The organism is Pseudomonas proteolytica, from assembly GCF_007858275.1.
GTDB lineage: Bacteria > Pseudomonadota > Gammaproteobacteria > Pseudomonadales > Pseudomonadaceae > Aquipseudomonas > Aquipseudomonas proteolytica.
This window is the reverse complement of record NZ_VFEV01000024.1, coordinates 22,661-40,462: the sequence shown is the minus strand read 5'-3', so window position 1 is coordinate 40,462 and position 17,802 is coordinate 22,661. Positions and strand designations below refer to the sequence as shown.

The following is a 17,802-nucleotide window of genomic DNA, read 5'->3' as shown; positions in this document are numbered from 1 at the left end:
TCATGGGCGGCAGTTTATAGGCATTCGGCCAGTGTTTGACAGAACTGCGCAACCAACGCGCTCGGCGCCTGCGCACAGGCCAGGGCCACTGTGCTGTGGCAATCAGGGTCGGCCAGGGGCAGGAAGTGAATGTTGGCCGGGGCGATATCACGCATCGACTCGGGCAGCAGCGCAATGCCAAATCCAGCCTGGATCAACTGCAGTTGGGTGGTCTTGCGCGACATCACCCGCGCGGCCTTGGGGAAAAATCCGGCACGCATGCACAACTCGGCCGACAGGTAACTCAGGCCGCCGCGTTGTGGGTGGGGGATCGAAATAAAGGCTTGGTCTTTCAATTGCGCCAGTTCAATGGCCGCGGAATGCCGGGCCAAAGGGTGGGTAGGAGGTACAGCCAGCAGCAGTGGCTCTTTATACAGAGGCACGATACGTACCCCTTCGCGCTGGCGCAGCACCGGCAGGCGCAGCAGGCCGACCTCCAGCCGACCGTCGGCAATGTCCTCCAACTGCGCTTCTGAGGACAGTTTGACGATATCCATCGACACCCCGGGACACTGCTCCAGCCAGGCGCTGATCCCGCGCAGGACGCGCCCGCTCATCGGCACCGTGCTGGAGTGGCTCAGGCGCAGCGTGCCGAGTTGGCCGTGGCCGACCTGGGTCGCCAATTCACTGGCCTTGTGCAACTCGCCCAGCAGGTTGCGCGCTCGTGGATAAAACGCCTCGCCGGCGGCCGTCAGGCGCGGGAGGCGGGCGGTGCGCTCGAACAGCGGGGTTTGCAGGAGGGTTTCCAACTCCTTGATCTGCCGGCTGAGGGCCGATTGCGCGACAAACAGGCGTTCGGCGGCGGCGCTGAAGCTGCCGCTCTCGGCTATTTCGACGAAGTAACGCAGTTGTCGGGTAGAAATCACCAGTCATGCCTTTTTGAGATAGATGGATGGCTTTGAAGATATTAGTCGCAACACATCAGCTTGGCTAAAGTGAGGGCCATCGCTAACAAGGAATATTTCATGAGCCTGGTTGAATTGATGGCGCAGTGGTCGTTTGGTCCGGTGGACTGGCTGGTGATTGGCCTGGGGATCACCCTGGCCTATATCGTGTTTGGCATCGCCGGCTTCGGCACGGCACTGGTGGCCGGGCCGATCCTGATTATGTTCATGCCGCTGTCGAAGATCATTCCGTTGCTGGTGCTGCTGGATTTCGTCGCGGCCTTTGGCAACCTGCTGCAATCGCGGCGGGATGTGGTCAAGCCGGAGCTATTGCGGTTACTACCGTGCATGGCCATTGGCTGCACCCTGGGTGTGATCTTCTTGCTTAACCTGCATTCGGACCTGCTCCTGCTGTTGATGGGCCTGTTTATCAGCGCCTATGCCATTTACAGCCTGGCGGTAAAGGCCAAGCCCACAGCTTTGGCTGCCGGCTGGTCGGTGCCCATGGGCGTAGTGGGCGGATTGTTTGGGGCCTTGTTTGGCAGTGGCGGCTTTTTGTATGCGATTTATCTGAACAGCCGCCTGCCCAAGGACGGCGCGCGAGCCACCCAAAGTGCGTTGATCAGCGCGAGCACGGTGGTACGCCTGAGTTTGTTTTTGATCGCCGGGGTGTATGCCCAATTGCCCTTGCTGCTGCTGGCGGTGTGCCTGCTGCCGGCGATGGCCCTGGGGCTGTGGGCGGGGCGCAGGTTGACCCTGCGCATGTCCCGCGAGGCGTTTGTGCGGTTGGTGACGTGGCTGGTGCTGGCCAGTGGCATAGCGTTGATTGGGCGGTATTTGAGTACTTGACCTGTGGGTGGCAGGGATTAAGCTGCCGGGCTCTAGGGCCTTATCGCGGGCAAGCCCGGCTCCCACATTGGTATGCGATCAACTGTGGGAGCCGGGCTTGCCCGCGATGAGGCCAGCAGCCACACCGCAGGACTCCCATGAATTCCCAAAGCATCCTTGTCCCGAAAATCTCCACCTTGCCCGTCCACGAACCCCGCGCCCGGGCCATCGTGCGCTGGCTGGTGCGCAAGAACATCATCAAGGAAGAACTGACCACCTGTGGCCGCACCGGCAACCGCATGGGCTATGCCCTGGCCGACGGCGCCCGCGCCGTGGTGTTGCACCCCGAGGCGTTGCCATTCAACGAGCCGGTCAATGGCCTGGAAATCATCTACAAGCGTTGCATCTATACCCCGGCCAAGGGGTTTCTCGAAGAAGCCGGCTGCCCGCAATGCCTTAAAGAAGTCGGCGAGGCGCTGTTCGAGAGCCTGGAAGACTGGATGCCCGGCCATACCGACAACTTCACCTGCCCGCTGTGTGGGCATGAAGATGACATCAACGGGTTTCTATTCTTGCAGGAGTGCGGCTTTTCCAACCTGGGCTTCATCTTCAACAACTGGGCCGAAGCGGGCTTCAAGCAGAGCTTTATCGACGAATTTGCCGACTGGCTCGACCAGAAAATCAGCTGGGTCAAAGTCGAATTGTAGGCGCGAGCTTGCTCGCGAAAATCGTCAACGATAACGCTGGCTTTCTGGTTTTGCGCGGTGCCTTCACGCTCTTCGCGAGCAAGCTCGCTCCTACAAAAAAGCGCCTGGGTTTACCCATCTATCAGTATTACCAAGTTTGTCAGAGTTTTACATTGAGCCCGGCAGGGCGCATGTATATAATGGCGCGCTTCCATTTTCCCGCTCGGGAGCCCCCGCGATGCTGCGTATCAGCCAAGAAGCTCTGACATTCGACGACATTCTCCTAGTGCCCGGTTACTCCGAGGTGCTTCCTAACGAAGTCAGTCTCAAGACCCGCCTAACCCGTGGCATCGAGCTGAATATTCCCCTGGTTTCCGCTGCCATGGACACCGTCACCGAAGCCCGTTTGGCAATCGCCATGGCTCAGGAAGGCGGCATCGGCATCATCCACAAGAACATGACCATCGACCAGCAAGCTGCCGAAGTGCGCAAGGTCAAGCGTTATGAAGCCGGTGTGGTGAAAGATCCGATCACCATCGAAGCCGACGCCACCGTACGCGACCTGTTCGACCTGACCCGCCTGCACAACATCTCCGGTGTTCCTGTGCTGCACGATGGCGACCTGGTCGGCATCGTCACTTCCCGTGACGTGCGCTTCGAAAACCGTCTTGAAGTTACCGTCCGTGAAGTGATGACGCCTAAAGAGCGCCTGGTCACTGTCAAGGAAGGCGCCGACAAGAACGATGTGCGTGAACTGCTGCACAAGCACCGCATCGAGCGCGTGCTGATCGTCGACGACAAATTCGCCCTCAAGGGCATGATGACCGTCAACGACATCGAAAAAGCCAAGGCTTACCCGCTGGCCAGCAAGGATGACCAAGGTCGTCTGCGCGTTGGCGCCGCCGTTGGTACCGGTAAAGACACCGGCGACCGCGTTTCGGCCCTGGTCGCTGCCGGTGTTGACGTGGTGGTGGTCGACACTGCCCACGGTCACTCCAAAGGCGTGATCGACCGCGTACGCTGGGTCAAGCAGAACTTCCCTGACGTGCAGGTGATCGGCGGCAACATCGCCACCGGCGCTGCCGCCAAGGCCCTGGCCGAAGCCGGTGCTGACGCAGTCAAGGTCGGTATCGGCCCAGGCTCGATCTGCACCACGCGTATCGTCGCCGGTGTGGGCGTGCCGCAAATCAGCGCCATCGCCAATGTTGCCGCTGCCCTTGAAGGCACTGGCGTACCATTGATCGCCGACGGCGGCATCCGTTTCTCCGGTGACCTGTCCAAGGCCATCGTAGCCGGTGCTTCCTGCGTGATGATGGGCTCGATGTTCGCAGGTACTGAAGAAGCGCCAGGCGAGATCGAACTGTTCCAGGGCCGTTCCTACAAGGCTTACCGCGGCATGGGTTCGCTGGGCGCCATGTCCCAGGCGCAAGGTTCTTCCGACCGCTACTTCCAGGACTCCTCGGCAGGCGCCGAGAAGCTCGTCCCGGAAGGCATCGAAGGCCGTGTGCCGTACAAGGGCACCCTGAGCGCCATCATCCATCAACTGATGGGCGGCCTGCGTTCCTCGATGGGCTACACCGGCAGCGCCGACATCGAAGAAATGCGCACCAAGCCAGAGTTCGTACGGATCACCGGCGCCGGCATGGCTGAATCCCATGTCCACGACGTGCAGATCACCAAGGAAGCGCCAAACTACCGCGTAGGTTGAGGCTTCCAGCAAAACGTTAAGTAACCGGGGCTGTTCTTTCAGCCCCGAGTTGTTTCTGATTCATTAGACGAGACTGACTTCATGGCCCTCGACATTCACGCCCACCGTATCCTGATCCTCGACTTCGGTTCCCAGTACACCCAACTGATCGCCCGCCGCGTGCGTGAAATCGGCGTGTACTGCGAACTGCATCCGTTCGATATGGATGACGAAGCGATCCGCGAATTCGCCCCTAAAGGCGTCATCCTCGCCGGTGGCCCCGAGTCCGTGCACGAAGCCAACAGCCCGCGCTGCCCGCAAGCGGTGTTTGACCTGGGCGTGCCGGTCTTCGGTATCTGCTACGGCATGCAGACCATGGCCGAGCAACTGGGCGGCAAGGTCGAAGGCTCCGAGCTGCGTGAATTCGGTTATGCCCGTGTGGACGTGGTCGGCAAGAGCCGCCTGCTGGACGGCATCGAAGACCACGTCGACGCCGACGGCCTGTTCGGCCTCGACGTCTGGATGAGCCACGGTGACAAGGTCACCAGGATGCCGGAAGACTTCCACATCCTGGCCAGCACCCCGAGCTGCCCGATTGCCGGCATGTTCAGCGACGAGCGTCGTTACTACGGCGTGCAGTTCCACCCGGAAGTGACCCACACCAAGCAAGGCGGGCGCATCCTGTCGCGCTTCATCCTCGACATCTGCGAGTGTGAAGCCCTGTGGACCCCGTCGAAAATCGCTGAAGATGCCATCGCCAACGTGCGCGCCCAGGTCGGTACCGACAACGTGTTGCTGGGCCTGTCCGGCGGCGTTGACTCCTCCGTGGTTGCCGCGCTGCTGCACAAGGCGATTGGCGACCAACTGACCTGCGTCTTCGTCGACAACGGCCTGCTGCGCCTGCACGAAGGTGAGCAAGTGATGGCCATGTTCGCCGAGAACATGGGCGTCAAGGTGATCCGCGCCAACGCCGAGGACCAGTTCCTCAACAACCTGGCCGGCGAGTCGGACCCGGAGAAGAAGCGCAAGATCATCGGTCGCACCTTCATCGACGTCTTCGATGCCCAGTCCAACAAACTGGACAACATCAAGTACCTCGCCCAGGGCACCATCTACCCAGACGTGATCGAGTCGGCTGGCGCCAAGAGCGGCAAGGCCCACGTGATCAAGTCCCACCACAACGTAGGTGGCCTGCCTGAGGAAATGAACCTCAAGCTGGTAGAACCGCTGCGCGAGCTGTTCAAGGACGAAGTCCGCCGTCTGGGGCTGGAACTGGGCCTGCCGTACGACATGGTCTACCGCCACCCATTCCCGGGCCCGGGCCTGGGCGTGCGGATCCTCGGTGAAGTGAAGAAGGAATACGCCGACCTGCTGCGTCGTGCCGACCACATCTTCATCGAAGAGCTGCGCAAGGCCGACTGGTACCACAAAGTCAGCCAGGCCTTCGTGGTATTCCAACCGGTGAAATCGGTTGGCGTTGTAGGCGATGGCCGCCGCTACGCCTGGGTCGTGGCCCTGCGTGCGGTAGAAACCATCGACTTCATGACCGCCCGCTGGGCACACCTGCCGTACGAACTGTTGGAGACTGTCAGCGGCCGTATCATCAATGAGATCGAAGGTATTTCGCGCGTGACGTATGACGTGTCGAGCAAGCCGCCGGCGACGATTGAGTGGGAATGATTGGACGTCCGGGACTGACCGGCACCCAATAGCAAAAAGTACCCAGAAGCCCGCGTAATTGCGGGCTTTTGGCTTTTTGGCTCCCCAGGCTCGCCGATGATGGCGGTCGAGGAGGCGCAACTGCCCTGCTGCGATGCCGTACTGGATTACCGGCGGCCTTCGCACACCGGCGATTCACCGATGCGACCTTCCTTGCACAGGTCAATGTTATCGGTGCGCTTGAAACCTGCGTCTTTCATGCAATAAAACCGCGTGAGCACCTGGTCAATCGGCGTCGTGTCTCCCGTCCCTACCAGGTTGGTATAGCCGCATGCGGTCATAGCGTTTTTGACGCCCTTTTCAGACACCCCGACCTTTTTCCAATTGGTAAATTCTGGCGGCGGCGGTTGAAAGCCTCTGCCCGTGCAGCCAACCAATGTCACGGCGCAAACACTCAGTAACAGGCTCCTCGTGAGCATGGTGTTTTCCCTTATGGTTTGACGTGGATAAAGTGTGAGACACCGTTCGACAACAAACAAACGGTTGCGCAGCAAAAAAACCTGGCCACGGCCAGGTTTTTCACTCCGTTGAACGACTCAGCGTGGCAGCCTGCTTTGCAAGCTCAAGCCGGTGTTGGTGATCGCGGCGGATAGTTGGTCTAGTGTGGGGAAATGTACTTGGTGCACCAGCGGCCAGGTAGGGCGCTCGATTACGAAGCCGCCGTCGGCCAGTCGGGTGATGGGCGTGATGACGACGTCTAGATCCCGACTACGGTGAAACAGCCTGTACGAACCTTGCGTCTCATCGATCAGGTACATGCCTTTGCGAAACAGCAATAGCCGATTTTGCAGCTCTGTGCGCTGCACGGGCGGTGCCTCGACCTGTACCCGCATGTCGGCATGCAGGGTATTGAAGGGGACGCTCATATTTTCGTCCGGTTCCATCGTGTCGTGATCCACCGGCGCGCCTGGATCTACCCGTATATCGTGGCCTTCCCCTGGGTACACCTCCTCAATACGCACTCCCATCCCGCCCTCCAGCTCACTGATGCCGGCCACCTCCCTGAACGTGTTGGTGCTGGTCGGCGCGGTCATCACCAGCCATTTGCCGCCACCGTTCAAGGCTTTGTCGGCGTTGATAATCCGGTGGGCCAGGTAGTTGCGCGCCATTTGCGCCGAGCGGTCGACCAGCGGGTCTGTGTATTTGTAGTGCGCGGCGCAGTCGATGGCCTGCACGCGAATGCCGTTGCTCCTGGCTGCCTTGATCAGTTGCAGTTCGTTGAATTGTCCTGCGGGGTCGGTGCTCATCGCCTCCAGGCTGTCTTGCAGGTCTTGTGACATTGACCCGCTCTGGAAGTAGCGATTGAGGTCGTCCTGGGCAAAGTCGTTGAGCAGGCGCCGCATGTACAGGGTTCTGACGCCCTTGCGCGTGAGCAGGGGGATGTTCTCGATGATCAGGCGCGTACTGGTGATGCGGTCCAGGGTTTCGCCGATAACCAGCCCGGGCAGGTCGTGCGGCAGTTGTTCTATCAGTTCGCTGAATGAGGTTTGCGGGGGCACGATGGGAACGCTCGGGCGCGGCGGCAAGCGACTCCAGGAGAGTTCGCGGTAGAAGGCTTTGGCCGAGTCCAGCAGCCTGGTGTGGGTGTGGCCGAAGTAGAAATTGTAGCGATCGAGGTTCAGGAAGCGGCTGTCGATATGGATTTCAAGGATCCCCAGCGCCCATTCCTTCAAGTCGTGGCGGATCGATGGGCGCGCGTCGAACTCGGTGGTTACCCTGCCAATCGCACTCGATGTTCCAGGCTCGGGGGCACTGGCATCGGCCACCGGTTTGACCTTGACCTTGGTCTTGACCTTGGCTGCCTTGCTGGAGTTGCCGCCTCCGCCCTTCAAGCCGCGGCTGCCAGATACGGGCTCCCATTCATCCAGTGCGTTCAAGCGCACCGGTACCGTTGCGGTGAATCCATGCGGGTTGGCCGGGTCGACAATGACCCAGTAACCCGGGCCATTCAGGTCACTTTCGTAGCGCACGTAGTAGGCCATGTCGTTCATCAGGATGGCGTGTTGAGGCATGCCATTTGAGGTTTTCAGGGTGTAGACCTGAAAGAACTTGCCCGGCGTGGTGTCAGGGGGCGCGCCTTCGAGAATCAGGTTGGCCTCGTAATGGGCCGGCACCATCAGCTTGGGTTCCACTACCTCCAGGACCGTAGCGGGCGGTGGGGCGAGTGGCTCCACCGGTGCTGGGGCAAAACGCTCCGGGGTCTCGACGATTTCCGGCAGTACCCCGTCGGCCTTCAACAGGCTCAGGTTGAACAGGGTGTCGATGGCACTGAAAACCGCTCCTTGTTGGCCTGCGCGGCGCTCGGCCAGGGTTTTGCCATTGATCGCCTGGTCGATATTAAGTCCCAGGTTGGCCGTGCTGGCGCCGAGTACCACCAGGGCCACCGGCCCGCCGACCACAGCCATCGGGCCGAAGACTTTACTGAAGGCGTTCAGGTAGCCGATCCACAGTTTCTTGCGCAGGTCGCCGTTGCTGTGCAGGCAGAAGTCGGCGTCATTTTGCATGCGCGCCTTGCTGGCCTGGGCGAGCCAAGTGAACGCATCGCCGTCGATGGTCGTGTCCGCCTGGTTGATCAGGTGGTGATTCCACTGGCCCCAGGTCACGAACAGCTGATCGATGTTCGCATTGAGCCCCTTGTCCACCCAATCGGCTGGCAGTGTGCCGGTCAGGGCCTGGGCGGTGCGATAGATCAGGACCGGCGTCAGCAGCATCTGTTTCCAGGTCACCGCATCGGTGTCGTCTTGTTGGATCTGCGCCGAGAGCGGGAAGTGGGTCATGAACTGTGCGCGGTTATCCGGATGATTGGTTTGGCACAACAACCAGAAATGCAGGTCAGCCGGTGTGCTGAAGCAATGAAAGGCTTGGGCTTGGCCGGGCACATAGAGGATTTGCCGACCGTCGTGGTCGATGATGCGCAGGATATCGCTGGCAACATGCCCGCCAATGTCCAGCGCCGCCAACCTCAGGCCTGGCATGGCAGGGGCGCTGGCCTGCAGGTTGGATAAGGTCGGGGGCCAGTCCAGGCCGTGGGCGGCGGCCTTGATCACGTTCTGGAACTGCACCTCGGTCAACTGGTCGGCCTGCCGGGCTTGCAGGGCGCTGGCGAGGAAATTGACCTTGCACAGGGTCCGGAAGTCGTCTTGGTGTGTGTGCCAGAAGCTGCCCATGCGGGTGCTGTAGCGGTCGCTGAAGTTGATGTCCCAGAAGTCGTTGAGCACCGCTCTGGCAGACAGGCGCACCTCGTTGCGGTGATCAAAAACCCGTGCTTCGGGGCCCACGCTGTAGAAGCCGCCGTCACCGTCGAGCAGGTCCGCGTTGTCCTGATCGTGAAGGCTGAAACGGTGAATCACCAGTTGCGGCAGGGTCATGGACTCCAACGGTTTCTCGTTGTGGATCCAGCCGGTAAATGCCTGGCCGTCACCAATGCCGCCCTTGAATCGATGCCAGTACACGTGGTCGGGGTCCAGGCCCGCGAGGTCGTGCCTGGCGAGAATCTCGCGGGCTGTGTCGGTCGCCATCGCCTGCATGTTCGGGCACGCTTCGAGCACTGTAGGTGCCATGGCCTTGAGCTGGCGCTGGGCGGCGGGGGATGTATCGATCATCGGCATGTCGTTCTCCTGGGGCTAGAGAGAAAAAGCATGCCGGGGTTGTTGTGGGGGGCTGGGGTAGATAGTTAGCGTCGCGCAATATCGGAAAAGTAAAACTTATCCAGCGTATGTCGCGACTCGGTGTACTCGAACTGCCGCCCATCCTGCAAAAACGTCTGGTTGCTCACCACGATCACATGGCTCTGGCCGTCGAGGTCCAGGTGCGCCTGGTCGTCCTTACTGCGGGGCAGGGCTTCGATGGTGCGCTGGGCGTAGCTGATCTGCAGTTGCAGCGTCTGCTCGATAAACGCGTAGATCGACTGTTCGGCAATCGTCTGGTCCAGGCCCGGGATCAGGTCGGCGACGAAGTGGTTGATGTCGAGGATCACCCGTTTGCCGCCGATGCGCCGCACTCGCTTGATGCGCGTGATCAGGGTGCCGGGCTCGGCCTCGATATGCTGCTGCAGGGAGCCTTCCAGGGGCAGTTGAGTGAATTCGACCACTTCGGTGCGTACGTCATCGCCCAGGTCGGCGTGGGTTTCGTGGAAGCTGACGATGCCCCCCAGTTGGAACTCAATCGGGTTGGGCGACAGCACGAACGTGCCCTTGCCATGGATCTTTTGCGCGAACCCACGCTCCTGCAATTGCTCGATGGCCCGACGCACGGTGCCACGGCTGGCCTGGTAGGCGTCCATCAATTCGGTTTCAGAGGGAAGGCGCGTGCCGCGTTGCAGGCGTTCGGTGGTGATGCTGGCAAGCAGATCCGTATAGATCTGGTTGTATTTGCTCATGGGGATGGCTCTGTGCCCGACTTGATCATTCAAGGCAGGAACCTTAGTGGCAGAGGTGGAGTTTGTCCATTGGACCCTCGGATATCGCCAATCCCTGTAGGAGCGAGCTCGCTCGCGAAAAACGTCAACGATAACGCGAAAAACCAGACACCCCGCGCTGCCCTCAGGTTCTTCGCGAGCAAGCTCGCTCCTACAAAAGAGGTCATCGGATATTTTTGTAACTCGTACAGACGAGTTGTTGCTTTAACTCGTCTGTACGAGTACTTTTGCCCTCGGCGTGCTGCCAATAACAAAAAACCAAAGTGGAAGAACAAGCATGAGCCACGACTATTCCAACATTGCCCGCGAGATCCTCGAACATCTGGGGGGCAGCGACAACCTTGAGCAAGCGGCCCACTGCGTGACGCGCCTGCGCCTGGCGCTCAAGGACCCAAGCCTGGTCAACGCCAGCGCATTGAACCAGGTCGATCTGGTCAAAGGCTCGTTCTTCACCGGCGGCCTGTTCCAGGTCGTCATCGGCCCTGGCGAAGTAGAAAAGGTCTACGCCGCCCTGCGCGAACAGACCGGCCTTGCCGCCGCCACCATCGCCGATGTGAAGAAGAAGGGCGCCGACAAGACCAACGCCCTGCAGCGCCTGGTTCGCGTGTTCTCCGACGTGTTCATGCCGATCCTGCCGGCGCTGATCATTGCCGGCCTGCTGATGGGCATCAACAACCTGATGGGCGCCAAAGGCATGTTCATCGAGGGCCAGACTTTGCTGGAGGCCTATCCGAACCTGGATGGCCTGTGGAGCCTGATCAACCTGATGGCCAACACCTCGTTCGTGTTCCTGCCGGCGCTGGTGGGCTGGTCGGCGGCCAAGCGCTTTGGCGGCAGTGAAATCCTCGGCATCGTACTCGGCCTGATGCTGGTGCACCCGGACCTGCTCAACGCCTGGAACTACGGCAAGGCAGTGGCGGGGCTCGACGGCCAGAGCCTGCCGTACTTCGATATTTTTGGCTGGTTCCAGATCGAAAAAGTGGGTTATCAGGGCCAGATCCTGCCGATCCTGATGGCCGCCTATGTCATGAGCGTGATTGAGAAGTGGCTGCGGGCGCGCGTGCCCAATGCCATCCAATTGCTCGTGGTGCCGATCACCACCATCGTCGTCACCGGCGTGCTGGCCCTGGCGATTATCGGCCCGGTCACCCGTCACCTCGGCATCCTGATCACCGAAGGCGTCGTCACGTTATTCGACCTGGCGCCGATGGTCGGCGGGGCGATTTTCGGCCTGCTGTATGCGCCGCTCGTGATCACCGGCATGCACCACATGTTCCTCGCCGTGGACCTGCAACTGATCTCGACCCAGGGCGGCACATTTATCTGGCCGATGATCGTCATGTCTAACCTGGCCCAGGGCAGTGCCGCGCTCGGAGTGTTCTATATGAGCCGCAATGCACGGGACAAAAGCATGGCCTCGACCTCGGCGATTTCTGCCTACTTCGGCATCACTGAACCGGCGATGTTTGGGGTGAACCTGCGCTTCAAGTTCCCGTTCTATGCCGCGTTGCTCGGCTCGGCGCTGGGCAGCATTTTCCTCTCGCTGAACAAGGTCCAGGCCTCGGCCATCGGCGTCGGTGGTTTGCCTGGGTTTATCTCGATCATCCCGCAGTACATCCCAAGCTTCGTTATCGGCATGGTCATCGCGATTGTGGTGCCGTTTGTTTTGACCTGTGGGTTGAGCATGAAGATTGTCCGGCCGGGTTATCGCGTCGCCTGATCGATCGCTTTCGCAGGCAAGCCAGCTCCCACAGGGGGATGCATTTCAAATGTGGGAGCGGGCTTGCCCGCGATGAGGCCCGCAAGGCCAGCACATAACTCTACTGAAGGAACCCACCATGCAAGACTGGCAACACTCGGTGATCTACCAGATCTACCCAAAAAGCTTCCACAGCCATGCGGGTAACGCCACCGGTGACCTGCTGGGCATCGTGGACAAACTCGATTACCTCCAATGGCTGGGTGTCGATTGCCTGTGGATCACCCCGTTCCTGCGCTCACCCCAGCGCGACAACGGCTACGACATCAGCGACTACTACGCCATCGATCCCAGCTACGGGACCATGGCCGACTGCGACCTGCTGATCGGCGAAGCCGCCAAGCGCGGGATCAAGCTGATGCTCGACATCGTAGTCAACCACACCTCCATCGAGCACGAATGGTTCCAGCAGGCGCGCAGCAGCCTCGACAACCCGTACCGCGACTTCTACATCTGGCGCGACCAGCCGAACAACTGGGAGTCCAAGTTCGGCGGCTCGGCCTGGGAATACGAGGCGCAGACCGGCCAGTACTTCCTGCACCTGTTCGACCACACCCAGGCCGACCTCAATTGGGACAACCCCAAGGTGCGCGCCGAAGTCTACAAACTCATGTGCTTCTGGCGTGACAAAGGCGTGGGCGGTTTCCGCCTGGATGTAATCAACCTGATTTCCAAGCCGGCGGACTTTCCCGAAGACAACAGCGATGGCCGGCGCTTCTACACCGATGGTCCGCACGTGCATGAGTACCTGCAGGAAATGCACCGCGAAGTGTTCGAAGGCCACGACCTGATCAACGTTGGCGAGATGTCATCCACCAGCCTCGAGCACTGCATTCGCTACTCGCGCCCGGAGTCGAAAGAGCTGTCGATGACCTTCAACTTTCATCATCTGAAAGTGGATTACCCCAACCTGCAAAAATGGGTGCGCGCCGACTTCGACTTCCTGCAACTCAAGCAGATTCTCTCTGACTGGCAACTGGGCATGCAGGCCGGTGGCGGGTGGAATGCGCTGTTCTGGTGTAACCATGACCAGCCGCGGGTGGTCTCGCGATTTGGTGATGACGGCGAGTACCGCGTGGTCTCGGCCAAGATGCTCGCCACCGCCTTGCACTTTCTGCAGGGCACGCCGTTTGTGTACCAGGGCGAAGAGCTGGGCATGACCAATCCGGGGTTCGAGCAGATCGGGCAGTACCGCGATGTCGAGACCCTGAACATCTACCGCCTCAAGCGCGAAGCGGGCGAGTCGCAAGCGTCAAGCATGGCCGCCATCATGCAAAAGTCCCGGGATAACGGGCGCACGCCGATGCAATGGAACGGCCAGGCAAATGCCGGCTTCAGCAGCGGTGAACCGTGGATTGGCATCCCGGCCAATGCGGCGCAGATCAATGTGCAGAGCCAGTTGGATGACCCGGATTCGGTGCTGCATCACTACCGGGCGCTGATCGCCTTGCGTCGCCTTGAGCCGCTGATCCAGCAGGGCGTGTACCGCCAACTGTTGTGCGATCACGCCAAAGTCTGGGCGTATCTGCGTGAAGGCCATGGCGAGCGCCTGCTGGTGCTGAACAACTTCTACGGCCAGCCCTGCGAAATCCAACTACCTGGCCAAGTGATCAGCGCGGCGAGCGCGCAACGGCTGCTGATCAGCAACTACCCCGACTGCCCGGTGCGCACCGACAGCATCACCTTGCGCCCATACGAGTCTTTTGTGCTGCACCTGACCGACTGACATTCCCCTTTTTGTAGGCGCGAGCTTGCTCGCGAAAAACTTCAAAGCGCCGCGTGCATCCGCAATGCCCACGTCACCGTTGACGATTTTCGCGAGCAAGCTCGCTCCTACAGAATCGCGTTACACACAATAAGAAAAAAGGAGCGCTTCATGAAAACAACAATAAAGCTGGGCCTCGCTGCATCCTGTCTGACGTTGCCCCTGGCGGCCCACGCCCTGGAATTCGCCGGCTATCTGCGCAGTGGTGCCGGCACCTCGACCGGCAGCGGCCCGCAGCAGTGTTTCCAACTGCCGGGCGCCCAATCCAAATATCGTTTGGGCAACGAATGCGAACAATACGCCGAGTTGGAGTTACGCCAGGACCTGTTCACCCTCGACGACGGCTCGGTGCTGAGCGTCGATGCCATGGCCTCGCTGTACAACAAGTACGACCGCGAACTGAAGTTCCAGGGCGAAAAAAATGGTTCGGCCCGCATGCCGCAGATGTATGCGCAGTGGTCGAACATGCCCAGCCTCAACGGCGGTTCACTGTGGGCCGGCCGGCGCTACTACAAACGAAATGACATCCATATTTCCGACTTCTACTACTGGAACCAGAGCGCCACCGGCGGCGGTATCGAGGACGTGCTGATTGGCGATCTGAAATACAGCTACGCTCTGTCGCGCAAGGACAACCTGTACCAGAAGGAATACGCCACCCGTCACGACTTCAACGTGGCAGGCTTCAAGACCAACCCCGGCGGGGAGCTGGAGTTGGGCCTGAGCTACATCGAACAGGCTGGCGGGCGCGATACCCACAGCGGCTGGGCCCTGACTGCCCAGCATGTGCAGGCGGCCTTCCTCGGCGGCAAGAACAAGTTTGCCCTGCAGTACGGTGAAGGGCCGGGCACGGGCCTTGGCTACACCGGGAATACCGCGCTGGAGCGCAGCAGTAAAAGCTACCGCGCGGTGGAGTTTTTTGACTGGCAAGTGACCCCGCGTTTCGGTGGCCAGGTCGAGGCGGTGTACCAGAAAGATGTGCGCCCAGGCAGCCAGGACCAGACCTGGATGTCCATTGGTGTGCGCCCGGCGTATGCCATCAGCGAACAGTTCAAGCTGGTCACCGAGCTGGGCCATGACCAAGTGGATGCCAGCGGCGGCACGCGCAAGCTCAGCAAGTTCACGTTCGCCCCGACCTGGTCGCCCAAAGGCCCGGATTTCTGGGCGCGGCCGGAAGTGCGCTTGTACTACACCTATGCCACCTGGAACCAGGCGGCCAAGCGTGCGGCCAATGAACTGGCGGCGGGTTCGGCGTTGTCCGACAGCGGCTCCTACGGCAGTGCGCGGCACGGTTCCAACTTCGGTGTGCAGGTCGAATACTGGTGGAAATAAATACGGCCGATGTAGTGACCCCTTATGTGGGAGCTGGCTTGCCAGCGATGGCGGCCCCTCGGTCTTTGGCAGAGACCGAGTCGTCAGCATCGCCGGCAAGCCAGCGCCTACAGGAATGCCGTTTCGCCCATGATTTTTACAGAACCAAACAGCAGGTGATGTCATGACCACAACTCAACCCCTGGAACTGCTGGCGCCCCTGGCCGGGGTGCTGTTGCCCCTGGACCAGGTGCCGGATCCGGTGTTCTCCAGCCGCCTGATTGGCGACGGCGTGTGTATCGATCCCACCTCGCAGACCCTCTGCGCGCCGCTGGCCGGGGTGATCAGCAATATCCAGGACAGTGGTCATGCGGTCAGCGTCACTGACGACCACGGCGTGCAGGTGTTGATGCATATCGGCCTGGATACCGTGAACCTGGCGGGCAAGGGGTTCACCCGGCTGGTCGAGGAAGGCCAGCGGGTGGTGGCCGGGCAACCGCTGATCGAGTTTGATGCCGACTACATCGCCCTCAATGCCCGCAGTTTGCTGACCCTGATGCTGGTGGTCAGCGGCGAGCCGTTTACGCTGCTGGCGGCGGCTACGGGGCTGGTTGAAGCCGGGCAACCGTTGCTGCGCGTGACGCCTGCAATAGGTGCCGCCAATGGCGCGGAAGAAGAGGGCGACGCCCTGTTTTCCAAGCCCCTGACGCTGCCCAATGCCAACGGCCTGCATGCCCGTCCGGCGGCCGTGCTGGCCCAGGCCGCAAAGGGGTTCAAGGCGAGCATCTGCCTGCACAAGCAAACCCAGAGCGCCAACGCCAAGTCATTGGTGGCGATCATGGGCCTGCAAACAGTGCGCGGCGATACCCTGCAAGTGAGTGCGGCGGGGGCGGATGCGGCGGCGGCGATCGAGGCGTTGGTCGCGTTGTTGGCCCAAGGGTGCGGCGAAGCGGTGGCCGTGGTGGCCGAGGCCATCGCACCGCTGTCATCGGCAACGGTGTTGCGGGGCGTATGCGCATCGCCAGGTTCGGCGTTTGGCCACGTGGTTCAGGTCACCGAGCCTGAGCTGAACGTGACTGAAAAGGGCACTGGCGAGCCCCCAGAACGTGCCGCGCTGACGCGCGCCCTACAGGCTGCAGCCCAAGCACTGCAAGCGCTACAGGACAAGGCCTCGGGGAGCGCCCAGGCACAGATTTTTGGTGCCCATCAGGAATTGCTCGAAGACCCGACCCTGCTGGAACACGCCCACGGTCTGCTGGCCCAAGGCAAGAGCGCGGCCTTCGCCTGGAACAGCGCCACTCTCGCCACCGCTGCACTGTTCGAGCAGTCCGGCAGCCCACTGCTGGCCGAGCGTGCCGCCGATATGGCGGATGTTGGCCAGCGGGTCCTCAAGCTGATCCTCGGGGTCCAGGACGGCGCCTGGGATTTGCCGGAGCAGGCCATCCTGATTGCCGAGCAATTGACCCCCTCGCAAACCGCCAGCCTCGACCCGGCCAAGGTGTTGGGGTTTATCACCGTGGCCGGAGGGGCCACCAGCCACGTCGCCATACTTGCTCGCGCTCTTGGCTTGCCGGCGATTTGCGGTGTGCCGGTCCAGGTCTTGGCGATACCCGATGGCTCGCCAGTGTTGCTGGACGCCGACAAAGGCGAACTGCACCTCGAGCCGGCCCCGGGGGTGATCGAGACGCTGCGGGCCGCGCGCGAGCAGCAGGTTGTGCGCCATCAACGCGATGTGCAGCAGGCTGCCTTGGCCGCCACCACTCGCGACGGTCATCATATTGAAGTGACGGCCAACGTCGCTTCGCTGCAAGAGGTACAGCAAGCCCTGGCGCTGGGAGCCGAGGGGGTGGGGCTGTTGCGCTCGGAGTTTCTCTATCTGGACCGCAACCGCGCGCCGAGCCCGCAGGAACAGGCCCAGACCTACAGCGCCATTGCCGGTGTGCTGGGCCCCGAGCGCAATCTGGTGGTGCGCACCCTTGATGTGGGCGGTGACAAACCCTTGGCCTATGTGCCGATGGACAGCGAGACCAATCCATTTCTAGGCCTGCGCGGGATTCGCTTGTGCCTGGAACGTCCCGAGTTGTTGCGCGAGCAGTTCCGGGCAATCCTGGCCAGCGCGGGCTTGGCGCGGTTGCACATTATGTTACCGATGGTCAGCCTGCTGTCGGAGCTGCGCCAGGCCCGCGAGATCCTGGAAGAACAAGCGCTGGCCCTGGGGCTTAGCGAATTGCCGAAACTGGGGATCATGATCGAGGTGCCGTCGGCCGCGTTGATGGCGGATGTGTTTGCGCCCCATGTGGATTTTTTCTCCATTGGTACCAATGACCTGACCCAATACACCCTGGCCATGGACCGCGACCATCCACGCCTGGCCAGCCAGGCCGACAGTTTCCACCCGGCGGTGCTGCGCCTGATCGACACCACGGTCAAGGCCGCCCACGCCCATGGCAAGTGGGTGGGCGTATGTGGCGCGCTGGCGTCCGAGGCGCTGGCGGTGCCGATGCTGCTCGGGCTGGGGGTGGACGAACTGTCCGTCAGCGTGCCGCTGATCCCCAGTATCAAGGCCACCGTGCGCGAGCTGGACCTGGCGGATTGCCAGATCATCGCCCGCCAGGTCCTGGGCCTTGAAGAAGCCGGCCAAGTGCGCGAGGCCTTGCGCCTTTACCACACGGCGACTGTAGAAACTTTACCTGTCGTGGAGCATTGA

Annotated in this window: 12 protein-coding genes; 8 read left to right on the top strand and 4 right to left on the bottom strand. The window is 61.1% G+C overall.

Annotated features, from left to right (window positions below):
• Positions 1 to 14 precede the first annotated feature (14 nt).
• A complete protein-coding gene (locus FIV38_RS17955) occupies positions 15 to 905 on the bottom strand; it encodes a LysR family transcriptional regulator (RefSeq protein ID WP_092233841.1) in 891 nt (296 codons plus the stop codon).
• Positions 906 to 1,004: 99 nt separating this feature from the next.
• Here FIV38_RS17955 and FIV38_RS17950 point away from each other — a divergent pair, with 99 nt between their 5' ends.
• From FIV38_RS17950 to guaA, 4 genes are all read left to right on the top strand, one after another.
• Entirely contained in the window at positions 1,005 to 1,772 is a 768-nt protein-coding gene (locus tag FIV38_RS17950) for a sulfite exporter TauE/SafE family protein (protein WP_070994744.1), read from the top strand.
• 137 nt (positions 1,773 to 1,909) lie between these two features.
• On the top strand, positions 1,910 to 2,458 hold the full coding sequence (locus FIV38_RS17945) for a sugar ABC transporter ATPase (RefSeq protein WP_070994745.1): 549 nt from the start codon (positions 1,910 to 1,912) through the stop codon (positions 2,456 to 2,458).
• Positions 2,459 to 2,675: 217 nt separating this feature from the next.
• Positions 2,676 to 4,145: an IMP dehydrogenase gene (guaB, locus tag FIV38_RS17935; RefSeq protein WP_070994746.1), complete on the top strand. Its 1,470-nt coding sequence runs from the start codon at positions 2,676 to 2,678 to the stop codon at positions 4,143 to 4,145.
• A gap of 81 nt (positions 4,146 to 4,226) precedes the next feature.
• Positions 4,227 to 5,804: a glutamine-hydrolyzing GMP synthase gene (gene guaA, locus FIV38_RS17930; protein WP_029298509.1), complete on the top strand. Its 1,578-nt coding sequence runs from the start codon at positions 4,227 to 4,229 to the stop codon at positions 5,802 to 5,804.
• A 146-nt stretch (positions 5,805 to 5,950) separates the two neighbouring features.
• Here the strand turns inward: guaA and FIV38_RS17925 are convergent, their stop codons facing one another.
• From FIV38_RS17925 to treR, 3 genes are all read right to left on the bottom strand, one after another.
• Positions 5,951 to 6,262: a hypothetical protein gene (locus FIV38_RS17925; protein WP_092233844.1), complete on the bottom strand. Its 312-nt coding sequence runs from the start codon at positions 6,260 to 6,262 to the stop codon at positions 5,951 to 5,953.
• 117 nt (positions 6,263 to 6,379) lie between these two features.
• Positions 6,380 to 9,451, bottom strand: coding sequence for a membrane-targeted effector domain-containing toxin (locus FIV38_RS17920; protein WP_092233845.1), 3,072 nt, complete (start codon positions 9,449 to 9,451; stop codon positions 6,380 to 6,382).
• A gap of 65 nt (positions 9,452 to 9,516) precedes the next feature.
• Complete coding sequence (gene treR / locus FIV38_RS17915; RefSeq protein WP_029298502.1) at positions 9,517 to 10,221, bottom strand: trehalose operon repressor; 705 nt, start codon at positions 10,219 to 10,221, stop codon at positions 9,517 to 9,519.
• Positions 10,222 to 10,537: 316 nt separating this feature from the next.
• Here treR and treP point away from each other — a divergent pair, with 316 nt between their 5' ends.
• The 4 genes from treP to ptsP all read left to right on the top strand — a co-directional run bounded on the left by treP (position 10,538) and on the right by ptsP (position 17,802).
• Positions 10,538 to 11,980 carry a PTS system trehalose-specific EIIBC component gene (gene treP, locus FIV38_RS17905; protein ID WP_029298500.1) on the top strand — a complete coding sequence of 481 codons (1,443 nt, stop codon included), beginning with the start codon at positions 10,538 to 10,540 and terminating at the stop codon, positions 11,978 to 11,980.
• Between the two features lie 118 nt (positions 11,981 to 12,098).
• A complete protein-coding gene (treC, locus tag FIV38_RS17895) occupies positions 12,099 to 13,745 on the top strand; it encodes an alpha,alpha-phosphotrehalase (protein WP_092233851.1) in 1,647 nt (548 codons plus the stop codon).
• 150 nt (positions 13,746 to 13,895) lie between these two features.
• On the top strand, positions 13,896 to 15,116 hold the full coding sequence (locus tag FIV38_RS17890; protein WP_092233854.1) for a maltoporin: 1,221 nt from the start codon (positions 13,896 to 13,898) through the stop codon (positions 15,114 to 15,116).
• A gap of 163 nt (positions 15,117 to 15,279) precedes the next feature.
• Positions 15,280 to 17,802 carry a phosphoenolpyruvate--protein phosphotransferase gene (ptsP, locus tag FIV38_RS17885; protein WP_092233857.1) on the top strand — a complete coding sequence of 841 codons (2,523 nt, stop codon included), beginning with the start codon at positions 15,280 to 15,282 and terminating at the stop codon, positions 17,800 to 17,802.

Coding starts and splice junctions, on each gene's coding strand:
- guaA (WP_029298509.1), top strand. CDS start 4,227: ATGGCCCTCGACATTCACGCCCACCGTATCCTGATCCTCGACTTCGGT.
- ptsP (WP_092233857.1), top strand. CDS start 15,280: ATGACCACAACTCAACCCCTGGAACTGCTGGCGCCCCTGGCCGGGGTG.
- treC (WP_092233851.1), top strand. CDS start 12,099: ATGCAAGACTGGCAACACTCGGTGATCTACCAGATCTACCCAAAAAGC.
- FIV38_RS17890 (WP_092233854.1), top strand. CDS start 13,896: ATGAAAACAACAATAAAGCTGGGCCTCGCTGCATCCTGTCTGACGTTG.
- treR (WP_029298502.1), bottom strand. CDS start 10,221: ATGAGCAAATACAACCAGATCTATACGGATCTGCTTGCCAGCATCACC.
- FIV38_RS17950 (WP_070994744.1), top strand. CDS start 1,005: ATGAGCCTGGTTGAATTGATGGCGCAGTGGTCGTTTGGTCCGGTGGAC.
- FIV38_RS17920 (WP_092233845.1), bottom strand. CDS start 9,451: ATGCCGATGATCGATACATCCCCCGCCGCCCAGCGCCAGCTCAAGGCC.
- treP (WP_029298500.1), top strand. CDS start 10,538: ATGAGCCACGACTATTCCAACATTGCCCGCGAGATCCTCGAACATCTG.
- guaB (WP_070994746.1), top strand. CDS start 2,676: ATGCTGCGTATCAGCCAAGAAGCTCTGACATTCGACGACATTCTCCTA.
- FIV38_RS17925 (WP_092233844.1), bottom strand. CDS start 6,262: ATGCTCACGAGGAGCCTGTTACTGAGTGTTTGCGCCGTGACATTGGTT.
- FIV38_RS17945 (WP_070994745.1), top strand. CDS start 1,910: ATGAATTCCCAAAGCATCCTTGTCCCGAAAATCTCCACCTTGCCCGTC.